Genomic DNA, 18,089 nt, shown 5'->3' with positions numbered 1-18,089 from the left:
GGGTAAGTCCATCTGGCATTATGCCGTCGCAAAATTGCCGGTCCGTGATCGAATCAGTGCCTGTGCGTTCTCGTCGCACCTACGCCGCCAAGCCGCTACAATTCTTGGCGCCATTTCTGGAGTCATTATGCTCGCTGTCCGCTTGACCGCGCTGATTGCCTGCGTTCTTAGCCTCTCAGCGATTTTTGCGCGAATTGCGGCCAATTTTCATTTCGGCGACCCCTGGCACGTTATTACCAGTGGCGCCGAGTGGGAATCGCTGCTGATCGTATGGCGGGTTATCCATGACCTGCCCGCCTATATGGACCGCCTAGCCATTCCCTACGCTGCCAGCATTTACAACTGGCTCTTCTACCAAAGCTACGGCGCCTGGACCGCCATGCTTCTCAAGCTGTTTGCCCTGGACGAGGCTTGGCTGCCCTGGGTCGCCCGCGGTATGACGCTCATGATCGTCACCGCGGCCTCGCTTCTGGCTCGCTGGCATTTCGCCCAGCCCTTGAAGACGTCTGCGGCTGGCCCGGCCCTACGGGGTTTGCCGGAGGCATACGCCCTGCTGTTGGGGTTCGGCCCTCTGATGGGTTTTTGGGATATCACGGTGCGCTCTGACCCGGGGGCAATGGCTCTGGAGATGGCGGCTGCAGCCGTGTTTATCGGCCTATGGCCAAGCCGACGCCTTGCCGCCGTACTTTCAGCCGCCTTGTTCTGCTACCTTTCTTGGTCCTTCAAGCAAAACAGCGTCTACACCGTCGGGGCCATCGGGTTGTTTCTAATGTTCCGCCGAGAATGGGGCCTTGCCGCCATTCTCGGCGCGGTCATGGGATGCGCCTGGTCGGTAACCCTGGCGCTGGGAGGCGCGCTGTATCGCCTTGACGTGCTGTTGAGTGATTTTACCTTGGTGTTTTCGGCCCGACAGGGCCTGCACAACCTCCTCATGGTCATGGTGAAGGTGCTGCCCATTGTGGCGCCTTTGCCTGTCGCCCTGGTCCTGCTGCTTGCTGATTCATCCAGGCGCCGGTCTTTTTTTGCCGACGACCGCGCCCTGTTCGCAACCCTGGCGGCCACCTTGTCCACAAGCATGGCCACCGTCGGCAATTTTCACACCGGCGCAGCAGAAAACTATTTCTTCACGGCATCCTTCTACCTCGCCCTACTTTTGCTCTGCCTCCTGGGCCATCTATCCGCCGAAGGAAAGGTCCCCCGTCCGGCACAGGGGATCCTTAGCGCCGGCTGGCTGGGACTGTCCGCCGCCTTGATCAGCCTGCTCGCCGGATTCAACGGCGTCATTTCCCTGCAGACTCAGCACCAGCACGTCCTCAACGGCCTGAGATGCAGCGAGGGCGCGGCGCGGCCGATCTATGCCGACTGGCCCTACCTGCACCTGCCATGGATGCTGAAGGATAACCCGAATTTTGTGCTGTCCTGGCAATACGAGGCCGAGCGGGCCATCGGCAAGCCGTTCGAACGAGGCGGGATTGGCGGATTGCTCCAATCAGGCTATTTCGCCACCCTTTTGATTGGCGGCACCCCTCCGCCGGCCACGCTTGATGGCGCCGCTCTCGCCGACCATTATTCTTACGACGCCAGCGCTTGTGATGATTTCAATGTATTCCGCCGCCGGGACTAGACACTCATGGATGATACAGTATTTCGCCTGCACGCCGAATTGGAGGATCGCCATTGGTGGTTCGAAGGCCGCCGACAAGCGGTCTACCCCTTGGCCGAACAATTGCTCGCCGAAAATCCCGGGCAAGTGATCGATGTCGGCTGCGGCACCGGAGGGACCATCGCGCCCCTATCCAGGCGTTACACCACACTCGGCGTCGACCCCTCGCCGCTGGCCATCGAGGTGGCACGTCGTAAATATCCCGAAACTCGCTTTATTTGCGGAAAGATGCCCGAGGCACTGCTCGAGGAAAGGGATGCCACCAGTCTCTATCTGCTGATGGACGTACTCGAGCATGTGCCCGATGACCGAGGCTTTCTCGCCGATTTGGTCGATCTTGCCCGGCCGGGCGCGCACATCCTGGTCACCGTACCGGCGCGGCCGGATCTCTGGAGTGACCACGACGTCGTGGCCGAGCATCTCCGCCGCTATGAGGCCGATACCTTACAGGCGGTGTGGCAGGGTCTGGATGTACAGCCGCGCCTTCTTTCCTATTTCAACGCCCGCCTGTTCCCCCCTATCTGGCTGGCCCGGCAGTTGGGCAAGCTGCTGACCCGCACCGCTGGCCGTGACGGCACCGATTTTGCCCTGCCACCGGCCCCGATCAATACTCTGCTGGCCAGCCTGTTCGGCGGTGAAGGCAAGCGACTGTCAGCAGCGCTGGCCGGCAGCGCCCATCCCTACACTACCGGAGTCAGCCTGATCGCGGTTCTGAGGAGCGGATCATGACCCCTACCGTCACAATCCTGATGGCCACCTACAACGACTGGCCCTGCGTCGCCGCGCTGCTACCCCTTATTGATGCGCAATTAACAGCAATCAACCGCAGAGGCCGGGTCGTAGTGGTGGACGACGGCTCCACCAGCCAGGAGGGCCGTGCTGTCGTGCAAAGGCTTGGCATGGAATCCATTGACTGTGTAACCTCGCTTAATTTAGCCCGCAATCTGGGCAATCAGCGGGCTTTGGCGGTGGGACTAGCCTATGTTGCCGAGCACCAACCCGCCGACCATGTTATTGTTATGGATTCGGATCACGAAGACAATCCGGCCTATATTCCAGACCTGATTAAGGCCTGTGAGGCTAGCACCAGTCGCTCGATCATCTTTGCTGCCCGATCAAAACGTTCGGAAGGCCTAGTCTTTACCATATGGTATTCGGCCTACAAGGCCCTCTATCAAGTGCTGACCGGTATGCCTATCGCTATTGGCAATTTTAGCGTGATCCCTCGCCAGTTATTACGCCGCCTAGCCTCGGTATCCGAATTATGGAGCCATTATCCGGCGGCCATTATGCGGTCCCGCATTTCCTATGGCTCCATTCCCTCGGATAGAGGCGTCCGTTACGCCGGCAAGAGCAATATGAGCCTAGTATCCCTGGTTCTGCACGCCCTTTCCGGCTTTGCGGTGCATTCGGAAATCGTCGGCGTCCGAATCCTGCTGGCGACCGTAGGCACCGCACTCACCGTCTTGACGCTGATGGGGGTGGTCGTCGGTCTCAAATTTTTTACCGATCTCCCAATCCTGGGATGGACTTCTCAGATAGTCGCTTTGCTGTTGGTGCTTCTATTTCAGATGATCATTACAACTCTGATCATGGTGTTTATCGTTATCACCATGAGGACACAGGTACCATTGATCCCTCTGCAAGAGTATCGACGATTCGTGGCCGAGGTCGAGCCACTACTCCCACCCGGCCCGCCGCACTTGCTATAGCCGTCGCCAGCACCATCCAGCAAACAGTAGGATTGGGGATTGAAGCAGCAGAGTCTTGACCGCAAGGGCCAAATACAGGGCGAAGTCCTGATCGAAATCCATCAACCACGGCATCATAGCCGCCATAGCTGCCAAGCCCGCCGGGTGGCGACGTGCCAGCACGGCCGCCCCTGCCAAGGTCAGAATCAGTCCAGCCTCAGCCAAACGCAGACCCGCCAGACCTCCGTGGATCACTGGCTGTCCCAGCAAGGTAATGGAGGCCGAGTGCACCCCCGCCCCCCCACGGTCGACATCCTCGGGGGCATAGCCGCAATAGGCCACGGCATAATCGGAGCCCAGTGACAACGAGGGCTTTTCCGGCCACAACACCCGCGGCACAAGTGCCGCCGCCCAGTACCATGGCTCTCCGACACCATCGGCACCATGTTCAGCCAGAACATCTGCCAAACACGCAGCACTCTCGCTTTGACGCTTCAACAACTTGGCGACTAGGACATAGCGTACCAAGGTGGCGGTACGTTGCGAAGTAGACATATCCATTCCAACATAATTTAACTCATAGCGAGCCATAGTCACCCCGGCCAGCAACAGCGGCAAGGCAATCACCGCCAGCCCCATTATTCTGAGGCTGCTGCGAAACGGCCTCCTCAACGCCGACAAGACCAGGAGGGTGCCCAGGAGGTAAAGGGGGTGCTTGCCGTGCCAAAGCAGGAACTGGCTCCCTAAAGCGATAGGAGCCACCAGTAAGAGCGGTCGCCATTGCCCGCTCCACGTTGCCTGCAACGTCAGCACGACCATTCCCGCCGCCATCCACCCCGGGATGAACAGATGCAAAGCCGCTTGAACAGCCGCCGGGCCGCTCAGGCGGCTCACCGCCCACTCGCTCAAACAGATCACTGCAAGTCCTAGTGCCAAAACCGACGTCCAGCGCAACCGCATTCCTTCCTGCGAAGAAACGGGAACCGGCGGTTGGCAGAGCAACCCCAAAGCCACTTGGGCACCCAGGCACAGGCAGGCGAATTGCATTATTTCGGATTCAACATGGCTCCCGAAATAGGCCTGCATTTGGGCATCGTGTAGTGGAAGCCACAGCCCTTCACCGGCCCAGGTCCACTCAATCAGAGCGGGAATGACGGAGTAGAACAGTCCAGCCTGTTGCCCCAGCCAGAAGGTCGGCGCCATCAGCATCAGACCACGCCCCGTCGATAGATGCTGGGCGATCACCAGCCCCCCCGACAACACGAACAGGATCCTTGGAATCCAGCCTGGGCTCAACCATGCGCTAATGGCCGTGACGAGAAGGGCAAGGCCCGCCAGAAGGGCTAGAGAATTACGTCCTTTTTCCGCCACCATCGCCTAGGCCTCCACCAGCACCTGCTGGCAACGGGCCAACACGCGCACCACCTTGCAGCCCAAATCCACTCCCTCGGACTCCGTGTCGCCCGTGGCGAGGGCTGTGGCGAAGCGTTGTATTGCCTCGGTCAAAGGCCGCTCTCCGATCCAGGGTAGGGGTGTCCCATCACCCGCTTCCGGCCAAGCCACACCTGGAGAATGGCGGGTGAGCTTGGCTTCGGCCCAATCATCGAAGAGCAATACGGCCTGATCGTGCTCGACCACGAAGCGGCGGCATTTATCGACGCAATTGGACAGGCGCAATTCCGCAACGACACCGCCTTGAAAACGTAACGACAGTCCCAGGCTTTCCATGGCGCCATCTGGCCTGGGTTCGAATCGACTGCGGCAAACCGCGATGCTGTCTGGCTCACCCCCCAGCACCGTCAAACACATGGCCACGTCGTGGGCACCCCAATCCCACAAGACGGGCACATCGTTGCGGTAAGGGCCCTGACCGCCGGCTTCGGACCGGATGGAGCGGACCGGCCCCAGGGCGCGGCTGGCCTCGACCAGGGCACGGAACGGCGGATTGAACAGCTGGGTATGCTCGACCAGCACCGGACGATCGGCCCGACGGGCGGCGGCGCGGATGGACTCGGCCTCGGCCACGTCCATGGTCAGCGGCTTTTCCACCAGTACCGCCTTGCCCGCCTCCAGGGCAGCGATGGCCATCTCGGCATGCAGCCGGGGCGGTGTGGCGATGATGACGCCGTCCAGGTCGGTGGCCCTGGCCACCTCCCGCCAATCGCGGTGCAGGACGCATCCGGGGCCGACCAGTTCGGCGCTGGCGGGATTGGAACTGGCGGCGCGGGCCAGGACGATTCCAGGCATCTGACGCAAGGTGGTGACGTAATTGCGCCCCCATCGTCCGATCCCGATCAGTCCCAGGCGCAGGGTCATGGCGCCCCGCCCTCAGCCATTGCGCCGGGCCACGAGGACCAGGTTCTTGCCGAACGGCGGCTCGACCAGCCGCTCCAGGAAGCGGGTCAACGGCAGCAGCAGCAGGTTGTAGATGCGGATCATGGTCGGGCTGAAGGTGGTGATGCCCAGCTTGGTGTTGAGCAGCCACCACGGCAGCACGCCGATGACGTCCACATAGTGAAGCAGCTGGATTTCCAGCCCCGCCTGCTCGACCAGTTGCCGCAGCGGCTCACGGGAATAGCGGCGGAAATGCCCGTGCATCACGTCCAGCCGGCTCATCAGCGCCGGCATGGCGGGAACGAAGATCAGGAGATGGCCGCCCGGCTTCAGGGCCTGGACGGTGGCGGTGATGGCGGCCAGGTCATGCTCCACATGTTCGAGCACGTTGACCATCACCACCGCGTCCAGGCTGGCCGGAGGCACCGTGGCGATATGGCGTTCCAGCAGGGCTTCCACCACGTCGACCCGGGAATCGCCGGCGAAGCGGCGGCGCAGGTGGTCGGCCAGGTTGGATGCCGGCTCAACCAGAGTCAATTGCTCGGCGAAGCGAACCAGCTTGGTGGAAATAGACCCCATGCCGGGACCGTATTCCACCATCCGTCCACCCAGGTAGGGGCGGAAGAATCGGACGATCCAGCGGTGATAGCGCGGCATCAGCGCCAGGACGTCGAGATCGTCGCCGTCATACCGGAAATCGGCTTCGGCGGTATCCTCGTCGTCCTGGCGCATGGCCTCACTGCTCGCCGGTGTAGACGCCATCGGCCCAGGTCAGGAAACGCTTGAGGCCGTCGTTCAGGTCCACCGAGGGCTCGAACTTGAGCTGCAGCTTGGCCTTGCGGATGTCGGGGCAGCGGCGGTTGGGCTCGTCGGCCGGATAGGAATCCGGGTACTCGATGACGTTGTGGGCCACCGGCTTGCCCAGCACCTGGGAAATGCGGTTGACCAGATCGACCATGGAGATTTCCGGCTTGGGATTGCCGATGTTGTAGGCCTCGCCCGGCACGCCGCGCAGAATCACCAGCAGGAAGCCGACCATGGCGTCGGTGATGTAGCAGAACGTGCGCGTCTGGTTGCCCGAACCGTAGACGTTGAGCGGATGGCCGCCCTTGATGCGGTTGGCGAAATTGGGCAGCACCCGGTAGTCGGTCTCCTGCATGCCGGGGCCGAAGACGTTGAACGGGCGGATGGTGTTGGTCTTGGTGCCGTGCTCGCCGTGGAAGATGTAGCACAGGGTCTCGCCCACCCGCTTGGACTCGTCATAGCAGGCGCGCGGTCCCTGGCACGACACATGGCCGCGATAGCTCTCGGGCGTCGGCACATGCTTGGGGTCCGGATCGCCATAGATCTCGGACGACGAGAAGAAGGTGAAGCGGGCGCCGTGCTCTTGGGCCAGTTCCAGCATGCGCCGCGTGCCGGTGATGGCCACTTCCAGCGTGGCCAGGGGATGGGCGCGGTAATAGAAGGGGCTGGCGATGCCGGCGGCATGGATGACGTAATCCAGCGCGCCCTTCCACTTCAGCGGCTGGATCACGTCGTGCTGGATGAATTCGGTGTGGGGATACTCGGCGACGTTGGCGCCTTCCTTGCCCGCCGTGATCAGATTGTCGGCGGCGACCAGCTTCACCGGCTTCTTCAGCACATTCTTGTTCAGATAGGCGAAGATTTCCATGAAGTAGCGGCCGAGAAAGCCGCGGCCGCCGGTAAGCAGCACCGTCTTGCCCTCGAAGTCGCGGGCGGTGTCGCCCAGACGTTCGCAGATTTCCTTGATATCGGACTGCAGCAGAAACTCGGCCATCACACGACCTCGACCTTGGGAATGGGAATGATGAATTTGCCGCCCTTCTCACGGAAGGCGACGTTCTTTTCGATAATCGGCCGGGCGAAGTTCCAGGCCAGGATCACCAGGTAATCGGGCTCGCGGGCGAAGCCATCCGCCGACGACACCACCGGGATGTGCATGCCCGGCGAATACAGGCCCTGCTTCAGCGGCGAATCATCGATGATGAAATCAACCAGATCCGGCCCGATGCCGAAATGGTACATCAGCGTCGTGGCCTTGGCCGGGGCGCCGAAGGCCCCGATGCGCTTGCCTTCGCCCTTGAGGGTTTGCAGCAGCCGGTTCAACTCGGCGCCCAGCGCCTCGATGTCGGCGGCGAACTTGGCCAGCGTCGCGGCCTTGTCCAGGCCCAGCCGCTCCTCCAGCGCCACCGCATCGGCCACCGACTGGCCCACCGGACGGACCCCGCCCTTCAACTGGGCGATGCCGCGCAAGCTTCCGCCATGGGAGCCGACCCGGATGGCCTCGATCAGCTCCATGCCCTTGGCGGCAAAGAAGCGGACCAGGGGCTTGACCGAGTGATAGTCCAGGTGCTCGTGGTAGATGGTGTCGAACAGGGTGTTCTCGAACACGTCCACCAGATAGGACACCTCGAAGACGAATACGCCCGACGGCGACAGCAGGCCGCGCACCCCATCCACCACGCCCGACAGGTCGTCGATATGGGCGAAGACGTTATTGGCGGTGATCACCTCGGCCTTGCCGTGGCCGGCCGCGATCTCGGCCCCCTTGTCGGCGCCGAAGAAGCCGCAGATGGTGGGGATGCCGCGCGCGGTAGCGGTGGCGGAAATCTCCTGGGCGGGATCGATACCCAGCACGCGCATGCCGGCCTTCTGGAAGAACGACAGCAAGGTGCCGTCATTGGAGCCGATATCCAGCACCAGGCCGCCCGCCACCGGCTTGAAGCGCTCCATGACGAAGGCGGCGTAATCCTCGAAATGCTTCACGAAGACCGGCGAGGTTCCCGAGACGTAGACGTAGTGCTCGAACAGCACGCGGGGATCGACCACGTCCAGCAATTGGACATGGGCGCAATCCTCGCAGAAGAACACGTCCAGCGGAAAGCGCTCCTGCGCCCTGCCCAGCTCGGATTCCGGAACGAAGGCGTTGGCCGGGGGCGTGGGGACCAGCTTGACCACTTCGGTCAGGCGCCGGCTTGCGCACAGGCGGCAGGTGGAGCGGCGATGATGCGAACCGGCCATGATCTTACTTGTCGCCCGGCTTCCACGAGGTCAGGCCCTCGGTGGCCAGCAGATCGATGCGCACCACGTCGGCCTCGTAGGCCGCCTGGTCGCGGGAATTGCGCGAGAGCGTCAGGAAGGTGCAATCCTCGGGGAAGACCATGCCGTGATCGACCATGGGGGGCGTGAACACCATCTCGCCGGCCTTGACGATCATGCGGGTGGGCTCTTCGGTGCTGCCCGTGGGGCGGTGCCAGTATTCGATGGAACCGGTGACCACGTAGCAATAGTGCCAGTCGGTCTTGTGGTAGTGGTTGGCGCGCAAGGAACCCTTCTTGGATTCGATCAGCACCGCGCTCTTCATCAGGCGGTCGACCAGCGGCTGGATGGTGCCGCGCGCGTCGGTGAAGGCCTTCTCGAGCTTGACCACCTTGTCGAAGGGCGGCCAGCTGAGCTTCTCCTCTTCGGTGACCGGCTCGATGTCGTGGTAATGGTCATGGGACATGGATTTGATCTCTCTGCCGGGAAAGTTCAGCGGATGAAGCGGAAGCGCAGGATGGCCCACAGCACGGCGAACACGTGATAGGCCTTGATCTTCTTGCCCTCGTCGTAGCCGCGCCCATGATAGCTGATGGGAACCTCGTAGAGGCTCTTGGCGCCGGACAGGCAACGCGACAGGATTTCGGCATGCTGTTCCCAGCCCAGGGTCTCCAGCCGATCGGGGTTGATCAGCGAGCGGCGGTACAGCAGGTAGCAACTGTAGATGTCGGTGAAGGTGGTGTTGTTCAGCAGGTTGAAGAACAACGAGATGAAGGCGTTGCCCACCTTGTGCCAGAAATAGAAGACCCGGGTGAATTCGGGGGCGATGAAACGGCTGCCCATCACCACGTCGGCGTTGTACAGCAGCACGGGCTTCAGCAGCCGGGTGTAATCGGCCGGGTCGTATTCCAGATCGGCATCCTGGAACAGCACATAGTCGCCCGTCGCGGCGCGCAGGCCGGTCTTGACGGCCGAGCCCTTGCCGCCGTTGGGCTGGCTGATCAGCGTGGCATAAAGGCCGGGATTCTCTTCAAGCAGCCGCCGTGATGAATCTTTCGACCCGTCATCGACCACAATTACTTCGACTTCGACGCCCTCGATGACGACATCTGAAATCTTGCGAAGCAATGTAATGATGGTGCCTTCCTCGTTATAGACAGGCACAACGACACTAAGCTTGATCATATTGGGGAACGAGCCCCTCGGCGCTGCGGAGAATGGCATGTCTTAGCCTTGAACACCGCTTTTCTCAAGCGAAATTCACCGTGCCAGGGCGACATCAGATCCGCCAGAACTCGCCGGCCAGCCGGTAGTGTTCGCCGCCCATGCCGCGCTTGAAGGAGGCGATTCCGGGGGTCAGCTGGTCGTCGATGCCGCCCAGGTCGAACCAGCGGCAGCCCCGGGCGGCCAATTCACCCAGGGCGGACCAGAGCAGCAGGTTGTTGGCTTTGAGGCGCCGCCCGTCCTCGCCGTTCCAGCCAACCAGATAGGTGGCCGATACCCCATGGCGGACCAGCAGGACACCACCGACGGACTCGTCGCCGGCCATGGCCCGCAAGACCACCATGTCCCCGGCATTGGCGGCGGCGGCCAGCCGGCGCACCGAATCCACCGGCATGCCGGTGAAAGACTTTTCCTTCATCAGTTCGGCATAGCGCTCCAGAATCCAGTCGAGCGCCGGCCCGTCGCTTCGCGCCGTGACGGTCAGTCCCGCCTTTTCGGCCCCCACCAGCATGTTGCGCCACTTGCCCTTGAGGCTCCGGCGCAAGGTATCGGCGTCCAGGGAAAGGTCCAGCCAGGCCGATTGCCATTCCGGCGCCGGGCGGCGACGCAGGCTTAGACCAGCCAGCAAGGCGGGCGCGTCCCCGGCACCCAGCTCGGGCGCCATCAGCAGGACCGAGCCCCGCCACCAGCACCCCAGCCGGGCCAGCAGGGCCAGGACCTCCCGCTGGCGTTCGGCCCCAGGCTCCAGCATCACCGGACCGCGATTGATCCGCACCAGGCGCAACAGCCCTCCCGGCCGGCGTTCAAGCGCCTGGACCAGGGCCACCACCCGGCCGGCGGCCAGGACGGCGCCCCGGCGCACCATCCAGCCCTCGGCGGCCTTGATCTCGCCATAGGCCCAGGATTGGACCAGGGGAGTGCGACCCGCGGCGGCGAACAGCGCCTCCCATTGCGTGCGGTCCAGGCCGTCCCATTCCAGGCGAAGGCTCATACCAGGGCTCCGCCATAGGCCGCCACCAGTTCACCGGTCTTAAGGGACTGATGAACCGGCAGCAGCACAAGGGTGCGGCGCAGGCCGATGGCGCCCGCCTGACCCGCCGGGTCGGCGGACACCTCGGGGGGCAGGTCCGGCCAGCTTTCCACCGGCAAATGGGCCGCCCTCAGCCGGGCATAGAGCCCGGCCGCCGCCTGAGCATCACGGCACCGTAGAACCAGCCGGTACGGTACCGCCTCGCCGTCATCGTCGCCGTCCGCCACATAGCGGATCCAGGGGCCGCGACCCTCGACCGTCCGCCACAACGCATCGGCATTGCAGCGACGCCGGCGGGCGATCTCTTCCAAGTCCGCCCCGGCCAGCAAGCCCCTGGCCCAGGACGACAGGCCCGCCGGACCCTCGATCCGGCCCGGAGGCGGATCGTCGAGGAAATCCTGCGGACCGGACAGCCGCCGGCGCGACAGCAGCGGCCACAATGGCGAGGATTGCACCAGCCGGCGCAGCAGCCAGTCCCCGACGGGCGCAGTGCCGGCAGGCAGCGATCCGAGCGCCTCCTCCAGGGCCGGGACCATCTCATCCGCCCGCGGCCGCAGCAGCAGGACCGCGCCGGACGGGACCGCCAGCAGCTTGTGCGGGGAATACAGGACGGCGTCGGCCATCTCGCCGATTCCGGCCCGCGGCGCCAGAACATGGGCGGCGTCCTCGATCAGCAGGCAGCCCAGGCGATCACACAGCGCCCTGGCCCCCGCAGCATCGTTACGAAACCCAAACGTATGGACGATCACCAGGGCGTCGGCCTGGGCAGCGGCGGATTCCAGAACTCCCCAGACCGGGCGGGCCTGGTCGTCCACCGGATAAAAGGTGATTGTCGCACCGCTTCGCCGCAGTGGATCGAGCGACTGGTTGCAGAAATGGCCGGGCAGCAGCATGCGGGCCGGACGGCCGAGACGGGCCTGCAGGGCGCGCCCCAGCAAGGCCAGGGAATAGGTCGAGCGGGCCAGCCACCAGGCGCGGTCGCCCTCCCGGGCCCAATGGGACGACGGGTCCTCCCGGCCGGAGGCGGCCAGCAGCGAAGACCATCGGGGCAGGACGGCCTGGGTGATCACGGAACACGCCGCCCGCCGGCCGCCAACGGCATGCCGGCCAGGGCGCAGGCGATCAGCAGCACGGCCAACCACCAGCTTTGCCAGACGCCGAAGCTGACCAGCGACACCGACAGCGCGGTGGTCATGGCGGCGCCCCGCAGGGCGCCGACGGTCGGCTCGACGGAACGGATCGCGCTCCACATCAGTCCGACCAGACAGGCGGCGACAAGCGCGGCGCCGATCCCGCCGATCTCCAGCCAGATCTGCAGCGGCCCGTTGTGGGGATGCAGCGGCAGCAATTGCTGGGGATAGGAAAGGAGGCGATCATGCTCCGCATCGTATTGATAGATGATCCCCGCCCCGTTGCCGCCGGGAAGCTCGCGCGCACCGTCAAGCCCCCAGCCCCGCCAGGGCCGTTCAGCCACGTGATCGTTGGTGAAGTGCCAGATCAGCAGGCGGTGCACGCCCGAATTGGGCAAAGCGTGGAACGCCTGCACCGCCTCCTTGGGCTGCGGCAGGTGGGAGACGATGGCCGGCATCAGCATGATCAGGCCGGCGAAAGCCGCCGCCAGGACGATGCGGCCCAGGCGGGGAGCCAACCGCAGGATGGCGAAGGCCGAGCCGCCCATCAGCAGCCCCACCAGGGTGCTGTTGCTGTTGGTGGCCTTGGCGGCGACCACCAGCAGCACCACGGCGGCCATCAGGCCGAGGCGGCGCCATTTCCCGGGTTCCGCCAACTGGGTCAGCGGCAGCAGTACGGCGAACAGGGTCAGCGCCGTCTTGTAATGGTGGACGGTCACGCCCACCGCGCTTCCGTGCCGGAGGATGAAGACGGCACGGCTGATGGGACACCCCGCCTGCCACTCGAAGACCACCATGGCGGTTCCGGCCAGGATGGAGCCGAGCAGGATGCCGAGGACACGCCGAACCGACCGGTCCGACAGGTGCCGCGCCGAGGACTGGGCCAGCAGCCCGGCGACGATCAATCCCGCCAGCTGCGCCGCCTTGGGCACGGCTAGGCCGGACGTCTCCTCCCAAAGAGCCGAGGCTGCGCCCCAGCCGAGCATGAGGACCAGGCCGGCGGCCAGACCCCGGCCCATGGAAATGTCGAACCGGCCCATGACGAAGCGGCCCGCCAGGCCAAGAAGGGCCAGAATCACCAGCGGGACGACCGTGCCGCGATTGACAAACAGGAGCAAGGGAGGCAGCAGGGCGGCAAGCAACGACCAAAGGAACGCTTCGGCACGAAGAAACCTGTCCTCACCGGCACGACAAGCAGGGATGTTCATGAAACCATCAGACTGTAAGGCGGCCGGGATTGTAGCGTCGGCGTTCCGCGAGCGGCAACGGGAAACCTCGAGGAGGCGGCGCAATGGCTGCCTTTCCTTGACAGGAGCATCCCGGCGGAGATAACTGCCCCCTGGGTTTCCTGTCGTTACGGAAACCGGCGAACCATAGGGAGATGGCATGTGGCCGAAGTGATCCCCGTGATCCTGTCCGGCGGCGCCGGCACCAGGCTGTGGCCCCTGTCGCGCGAATTGATGCCAAAGCAGCTGCTCCGCCTGGCCGGAGCGGGCACCCTGCTGCAAGACACCGCCCAGCGCCTGGGCCTTCCGCCGGTGGTCGTCTGCAACCAGGAACACCGCTTCATCGTCGCCGAGCAATTACGCGAGGTGGGGATGGAGCCCCGCGCCGTGGTCATCGAACCCGTCGGACGCAATACGGCGCCGGCCGCGGCGGTGGCCGCCCTGATGCTGGAACGCTCGGCCCCCGGCTCGCTGATGCTGCTGATGCCCTCGGACCATCTGGTGGCAGACCCTGACGCCTTCCGCCGGGCCGTGGACATGGCGGTACCCCTGGCCGAGCAGGGCCGGTTGGTGACCTTCGGCGTGCATCCCACCGGCCCGAATACCGGTTACGGCTATATCCGGCGGGGCAAAGCCCTGGCGAATGGATACGAGGTGGCCGCGTTTTCGGAGAAGCCCGATCTCGCCACCGCCGAACGCTACGTCGCCTCGGGCGAGTATTACTGGAACGCTGGCATCTTCCTGATGCCCGCCGCCCTGTATCTGGCGGAGCTGGAAGCCCGCCTGCCCGACATGGTCGCCGCCTGCCGCGAGGCCCTGGACCGCGGCAGGAACGATCTGTTCTTCTTCCGCCTGGACGACCAATCCTTCGCCTCCATCGCCGGCCAGTCCATCGACTACGCGGTCATGGAGCATGCCGACAATGTGGCGGTGATTCCGGTGGAAATGGGCTGGTCCGACATCGGCTCGTGGTCGGCGCTGTGGCAGGAAAGCGCCAAGGACGCCGATTCCAACGTCATCAAGGGCGACGTCCTGGCCATCGGGTCGAGCAATTGCTACCTCCAGAGCCAGGATCATCTGGTCGCGGCGGTGGGGCTGAAGGATCTGATCGTCATCGCCACCGACGACGCGGTTCTGGTGGCCGACAAGGCCCACGACCAGGAGGTCAAGGCAGTGGTCGAGGCCCTGCGCCGGGAAGGGCGGGCCGAGGCCACCCAGGGCACCCGGGGCTGGCGTCCCTGGGGCTGGTTCCAGACCATCGAGCAGGGCGACCGCTTCAAGGTGAAGCACATCCACGTGGAACCGGGCGGAAAACTGTCCCTTCAGAAGCACTGGCACCGGTCGGAGCATTGGGTGGTGGTCAAGGGCACCGCGCTGGTCACCTGCGGCGACAGGGTTTTTCCCTTGCGTGAGAACGAATCCACCTTCATCGCGGCGGGCACCGCCCACCGCCTGGAAAATCCGGGCAAGGTGCCACTGCGCCTGATCGAGGTGCAGTCGGGCGAATACGTGGGCGAGGACGACATCGTCCGCCTCGAGGACGTCTACGGCCGCGGATCCCCATGACCGATACCTCCAAATCCACCTTGAGCGATCGGGATACCGACAGCTTGATGGCCCGCAAGGAGCAATTGGTCGCCAAGGTCGCCGCCGACCTCACGGCTTTGGGTCTGACGCCCGATTACAGCTGGAATATCATGATGGCGGCCAAGCGCGCCGGTGACATCCCCCGGGACGCCTATGTGAGGCTGATCGAGCGCCTGCTCGAGATCGAGGCGATAAAGTACACCCTGGCAGCCCGCCTCATCCGTGAGATGGATCCGGATCAGTAGACGAACCGAGCTGGCGCAGGGCGTCATCCAGACTTCCCACCGGGGCATCGCCCACCCAGCGGGGATCGTAGACCGAGCGATAGACGCTGCAATTGCGGCAGGCTTCGGGGAACTCGCCCCGCTCCATGCCCTGCAGCAGGGCGGCGTAACGGGGATTGCCCAGCGACAGGATCTCGTCCAGCCGCTGCTCCTTCAAATTCCCCAACACCAGGGCGCCGCTGGAATCCCGGCAGGCGCAGGCTCCCACCTGGCCGGTAGCGTCGATCAGGGGATGGCTCAGCGCCTTGATGCAGGCGCCGCGGCGATAGATCCCCCGGCCCGGCCGCAGCCGTATTCCCAGATCGTCCACATCGGCCTGGGTGATGGCGCCGCCCCAGTCGTCGTAATCGGTATCCACGGACAGCGACACGCCGAAACGGTCCCGCAGCCTCAGCACCCGCTCGGCCAGCGGTCCGGTCCAGCGCGGCAGCGAGAAGTCCTCGCCCACCCGCAGCGCCATGCCCAACCGGGGCGCACCGGGCCAGTGGGCCAGCATGGTGGCGAGATGGTCGAGATTCTCCAGCAGACGGTCGAATTGCTGAGCCGGCCGTCGGGTGACGGCGACGAAGCCGGCCTGGTCGGCGCCGTACAGGCTGATCTGGATTTCCGCCAGCTTGGTACAACGGCGCAACCCCTCAAGACGGGCGGCGTCGGCGGCGACCAGATTGGTGTAGAAGGCCACTTCGCGGATGCCGGCCTGAGCCTCGAGCCGGTCTAGCTTGCTCTCCAGCCCCTTGTCCATGAAAACATCGCCGGTCAGGGGCGTCAGCCAGACCCGCGTGAACCCCAGCGCCGCCGCCTGGGCGACGGCTTCGGCGAAACGGTCGTCGGCCATGGTGACGCGCGGACGCAGCTTCATCTCGTAGGCGCAGAAGCGGCAGCCGAGATTGCACAGCGTGGTCGGCTCGACGGAAATCTCGCGGCGGGTGGACGGCGCCCAGCTGCGTCCCAGCAGGCGGTTGAACTCCAAAAGCAGCCACCAGCCGAGGGAACGCTTGAGACGGTCGAGCATCAGTCCAACTCGAAGGCGTTTTTGTAGTCGAGCTTGAGGGCCGGGTCCTGTTCTTCCTTCCTGAGGAAGCAATTGCCCACCACCAGCACCTCGATCTCGCTGCCCATGAAGCAGCGGAAGGCGTCCTCGGGAGTGCAGACGATGGGCTCGCCGCGCACGTTGAAGCTGGTGTTGACCACCACGCCGCACCCCGTCCGCGCCTTGAAGGCCGAGATCAGGGCGTGATAGCGCGGATTGGTGTCGGCGTGGATGGTCTGGACGCGGGCCGAGTAATCCACGTGGGTCACCGCCGGAAGGCTCGAGCGCGGCACGTTCAGCTTGTCGATGCCGAACAGCTTCTGCTCGTCCTCGGTCATGGCGCGGCGCCGCGATTCCGACACGGGCGCCACCAGCAGCATATAGGGCGAATCACCGTCCAGCTCGAACCACTCGGCCACATCCTCGCGCAGCACGCTGGGGGCGAAGGGGCGGAAGCTTTCCCGGTACTTGACCTTGAGATTCAGGGTCTTCTGCATGGAGGGCGAGCGGGGATCGCCCAGGATGGACCGGCCGCCCAGGGCGCGCGGGCCGAATTCCATGCGGCCCTGCATCCAGCCCACCGCCTTCTCGTCGGCCAGGGCCTGCGCCGTGGCCTCGATCACCTGATCCGCGCCCATCACCTCGAATCTGGCGCCGGCGGCACTCAGACGGGCTTCGATGTCGGGCTGCTCGAAGACGGGGCCGAGATAGGAGCCCTTCATGGAATCCTTGCCGGGCGTCACGCTGCGGGGCTGGCCCTTGAAGATGTGATAGCCGGCCAGGGCGGCGCCCAGCGCGCCGCCGGCATCGCCGGCCGCCGGCTGAATCCAGATGTTGTCGAAGATGCCTTCGCGCAGGACCTTGCCGTTGGACACGCAGTTGAGCGCCACACCACCGGCCAGACACAGATTCCTGGCCCCCGTCTCCTTCTTGATGCCGTGGCACAGCTTGGAGACGATGATCTCCGTCACCTCCTGGATGGAGGCGGCGATGTCCATGTGGAACTGGGTCAGCGGGTCCTTGTCGGCCTTGCGCACGGGCTGGCCGAACAGCGCCGAGAAGCGCTCGTTGGTCATGGTAAGGCCGGTGCAATAGTCGAAATACGACTGGTCCAGGCGGAAGGAACCGTCTTCCTTGAGATCCACCAGAGTGTCGAGGATCAGTTGGGTGTACCTGGGCTCGCCATAGGGCGCCAGGCCCATCAGCTTGTATTCCCCGGAATTGACCTTGAAGCCGGTATAGTAGGTGAAGGCGGAATAGAGCAGCCCCAGGGAATGGGGGAAGTGCAGCTCCTTGTGGATTTCCAGCCGGTTCCCCGAGCCCATGGCCAGCGAGGTGGTGGTCCACTCGCCGACGCCGTCCATGGTCAGCACCGCCGCGTCCTCGAAGGGCGAGGGGAAAAAGGCGCTGGCCGCGTGGCTGAGATGGTGCTCGGCGAACAGCAGCTTGTTCATCCAGTCGAAATCGGGTGCGAAACGCTTGAATTCGCGGGCCAGCAGATCCTTCTGGAACAGCTTTTCCTTCAGCCACACCGGAATGGCGGTCTTGAACGAGGTAAAGCCCTTGGGCGCGAAGGCCACATAGGTTTCCAGCAGCCGCTCGAATTTCAGGAACGGCTTGTCGTAGAACACCACGTTGTCCAGGTCGTTGAGACCGATCCCGGCTTCCGCCAGGCAATAGGCGATGGCGTGCTCGGGGAACGCGGCGTCATGCTTCTTGCGGGTGAAGCGCTCTTCCTGGGCAGCCGCGACGATGCGGCCGTCCTCGACCAGGGCGGCGGCGCTATCGTGGTACAGGGCGGAAAGGCCAAGGATGCGCAAGCCCGTCACC

The 18,089-nt window shown here is 64.3% G+C and carries 17 protein-coding genes; 5 read left to right on the top strand and 12 right to left on the bottom strand.

Annotation, left to right across the window (positions count from 1 at the left end; translation table 11 throughout):
- The first annotated feature begins 127 nt into the window (after window positions 1-127).
- From WV31_RS13145 to WV31_RS13135, 3 genes are read left to right on the top strand one after another with little or no spacing between them, the layout of a single operon-like run.
- Window positions 128-1,624, top strand: a complete 1,497-nt coding sequence (locus tag WV31_RS13145) for a hypothetical protein (protein WP_085373990.1) — start codon at window positions 128-130, stop codon at window positions 1,622-1,624.
- Window positions 1,625-1,630: 6 nt separating this feature from the next.
- Window positions 1,631-2,392 carry a class I SAM-dependent methyltransferase gene (locus WV31_RS13140; protein WP_085373989.1) on the top strand — a complete coding sequence of 254 codons (762 nt, stop codon included), beginning with the start codon at window positions 1,631-1,633 and terminating at the stop codon, window positions 2,390-2,392.
- Entirely contained in the window at window positions 2,389-3,375 is a 987-nt protein-coding gene (locus WV31_RS13135; protein WP_085373988.1) for a glycosyltransferase family 2 protein, read from the top strand. The genes WV31_RS13140 and WV31_RS13135 overlap by 4 nt, the downstream gene beginning before the upstream one ends.
- On the opposite strand, the gene WV31_RS13130 is transcribed toward WV31_RS13135, so the two are convergent.
- From WV31_RS13130 to WV31_RS13085, 10 genes are all read right to left on the bottom strand, one after another.
- On the bottom strand, window positions 3,370-4,728 hold the full coding sequence (locus tag WV31_RS13130) for a hypothetical protein (RefSeq protein ID WP_085373987.1): 1,359 nt from the start codon (window positions 4,726-4,728) through the stop codon (window positions 3,370-3,372). The two genes, WV31_RS13135 and WV31_RS13130, sit on opposite strands and share 6 nt — an antisense overlap.
- A 3-nt stretch (window positions 4,729-4,731) precedes the next feature.
- Window positions 4,732-5,670 (bottom strand): Gfo/Idh/MocA family protein, encoded by a 939-nt coding sequence (locus WV31_RS13125; protein WP_085373986.1) that lies wholly within the window; start codon window positions 5,668-5,670, stop codon window positions 4,732-4,734.
- Window positions 5,671-5,682: 12 nt separating this feature from the next.
- Window positions 5,683-6,420 carry a class I SAM-dependent methyltransferase gene (locus WV31_RS13120; RefSeq protein WP_168185942.1) on the bottom strand — a complete coding sequence of 246 codons (738 nt, stop codon included), beginning with the start codon at window positions 6,418-6,420 and terminating at the stop codon, window positions 5,683-5,685.
- 4 nt (window positions 6,421-6,424) lie between these two features.
- Window positions 6,425-7,486: an NAD-dependent epimerase/dehydratase family protein gene (locus tag WV31_RS13115; protein ID WP_085373984.1), complete on the bottom strand. Its 1,062-nt coding sequence runs from the start codon at window positions 7,484-7,486 to the stop codon at window positions 6,425-6,427.
- Window positions 7,486-8,730 carry a class I SAM-dependent methyltransferase gene (locus WV31_RS13110; RefSeq protein WP_085373983.1) on the bottom strand — a complete coding sequence of 415 codons (1,245 nt, stop codon included), beginning with the start codon at window positions 8,728-8,730 and terminating at the stop codon, window positions 7,486-7,488. Before WV31_RS13110 ends, WV31_RS13115 begins: the two co-directional genes overlap by 1 nt.
- A gap of 4 nt (window positions 8,731-8,734) precedes the next feature.
- Window positions 8,735-9,214 (bottom strand): cupin domain-containing protein, encoded by a 480-nt coding sequence (locus tag WV31_RS13105; protein WP_085375568.1) that lies wholly within the window; start codon window positions 9,212-9,214, stop codon window positions 8,735-8,737.
- Window positions 9,215-9,240: 26 nt separating this feature from the next.
- Complete coding sequence (locus WV31_RS13100) at window positions 9,241-9,933, bottom strand: glycosyltransferase family 2 protein (protein ID WP_085373982.1); 693 nt, start codon at window positions 9,931-9,933, stop codon at window positions 9,241-9,243.
- 94 nt (window positions 9,934-10,027) lie between these two features.
- Window positions 10,028-10,963: a lipid II:glycine glycyltransferase FemX gene (locus tag WV31_RS13095; RefSeq protein WP_085373981.1), complete on the bottom strand. Its 936-nt coding sequence runs from the start codon at window positions 10,961-10,963 to the stop codon at window positions 10,028-10,030.
- Window positions 10,960-12,072: a DegT/DnrJ/EryC1/StrS family aminotransferase gene (locus tag WV31_RS13090; protein WP_085373980.1), complete on the bottom strand. Its 1,113-nt coding sequence runs from the start codon at window positions 12,070-12,072 to the stop codon at window positions 10,960-10,962. Before WV31_RS13090 ends, WV31_RS13095 begins: the two co-directional genes overlap by 4 nt.
- A complete protein-coding gene (locus WV31_RS13085) occupies window positions 12,069-13,250 on the bottom strand; it encodes an O-antigen ligase family protein (protein WP_168185941.1) in 1,182 nt (393 codons plus the stop codon). Before WV31_RS13085 ends, WV31_RS13090 begins: the two co-directional genes overlap by 4 nt.
- 270 nt (window positions 13,251-13,520) lie before the next feature.
- On the opposite strand from WV31_RS13085, the gene WV31_RS13080 reads away from it, so the two are divergent.
- Together WV31_RS13080 and WV31_RS13075 are read left to right on the top strand one after the other, a co-directional pair.
- Window positions 13,521-14,924, top strand: coding sequence for a mannose-1-phosphate guanylyltransferase/mannose-6-phosphate isomerase (locus tag WV31_RS13080; RefSeq protein ID WP_085373978.1), 1,404 nt, complete (start codon window positions 13,521-13,523; stop codon window positions 14,922-14,924).
- Entirely contained in the window at window positions 14,921-15,190 is a 270-nt protein-coding gene (locus WV31_RS13075) for a hypothetical protein (RefSeq protein ID WP_085373977.1), read from the top strand. The genes WV31_RS13080 and WV31_RS13075 overlap by 4 nt, the downstream gene beginning before the upstream one ends.
- Here the strand turns inward: WV31_RS13075 and WV31_RS13070 are convergent.
- On the bottom strand, window positions 15,162-16,241 hold the full coding sequence (locus WV31_RS13070; RefSeq protein ID WP_085373976.1) for a radical SAM/SPASM domain-containing protein: 1,080 nt from the start codon (window positions 16,239-16,241) through the stop codon (window positions 15,162-15,164). The genes WV31_RS13075 and WV31_RS13070 overlap by 29 nt on opposite strands.
- The gene (locus WV31_RS13065) at window positions 16,241-18,088 is read right to left on the bottom strand and encodes a carbamoyltransferase family protein (RefSeq protein ID WP_237051290.1); all 1,848 of its coding nucleotides are present in this window, start codon (window positions 18,086-18,088) and stop codon (window positions 16,241-16,243) included. Before WV31_RS13065 ends, WV31_RS13070 begins: the two co-directional genes overlap by 1 nt.
- Between the last annotated feature and the right edge of the window lies 1 nt (window position 18,089).

This window comes from Magnetospirillum sp. ME-1 (assembly GCF_002105535.1).
In the GTDB taxonomy this organism is placed as follows: domain Bacteria; phylum Pseudomonadota; class Alphaproteobacteria; order Rhodospirillales; family Magnetospirillaceae; genus Phaeospirillum.
The sequence above is the reverse complement of the archived record's forward strand: the minus strand, read 5'-3'. Positions and strand labels throughout refer to the sequence as shown.

Bases quoted from the DNA above. Each gene is read 5' to 3' on its own strand.
- WV31_RS13145 (WP_085373990.1), top strand. From the start codon at position 128: ATGCTCGCTGTCCGCTTGACCGCGCTGATTGCCTGCGTTCTTAGCCTC.
- WV31_RS13140 (WP_085373989.1), top strand. From the start codon at position 1,631: ATGGATGATACAGTATTTCGCCTGCACGCCGAATTGGAGGATCGCCAT.
- WV31_RS13135 (WP_085373988.1), top strand. From the start codon at position 2,389: ATGACCCCTACCGTCACAATCCTGATGGCCACCTACAACGACTGGCCC.
- WV31_RS13130 (WP_085373987.1), bottom strand. From the start codon at position 4,728: ATGGTGGCGGAAAAAGGACGTAATTCTCTAGCCCTTCTGGCGGGCCTT.
- WV31_RS13125 (WP_085373986.1), bottom strand. From the start codon at position 5,670: ATGACCCTGCGCCTGGGACTGATCGGGATCGGACGATGGGGGCGCAAT.
- WV31_RS13120 (WP_168185942.1), bottom strand. From the start codon at position 6,420: ATGCGCCAGGACGACGAGGATACCGCCGAAGCCGATTTCCGGTATGAC.
- WV31_RS13115 (WP_085373984.1), bottom strand. From the start codon at position 7,486: ATGGCCGAGTTTCTGCTGCAGTCCGATATCAAGGAAATCTGCGAACGT.
- WV31_RS13110 (WP_085373983.1), bottom strand. From the start codon at position 8,730: ATGGCCGGTTCGCATCATCGCCGCTCCACCTGCCGCCTGTGCGCAAGC.
- WV31_RS13105 (WP_085375568.1), bottom strand. From the start codon at position 9,214: ATGTCCCATGACCATTACCACGACATCGAGCCGGTCACCGAAGAGGAG.
- WV31_RS13100 (WP_085373982.1), bottom strand. From the start codon at position 9,933: ATGATCAAGCTTAGTGTCGTTGTGCCTGTCTATAACGAGGAAGGCACC.
- WV31_RS13095 (WP_085373981.1), bottom strand. From the start codon at position 10,963: ATGAGCCTTCGCCTGGAATGGGACGGCCTGGACCGCACGCAATGGGAG.
- WV31_RS13075 (WP_085373977.1), top strand. From the start codon at position 14,921: ATGACCGATACCTCCAAATCCACCTTGAGCGATCGGGATACCGACAGC.
- WV31_RS13070 (WP_085373976.1), bottom strand. From the start codon at position 16,241: ATGCTCGACCGTCTCAAGCGTTCCCTCGGCTGGTGGCTGCTTTTGGAG.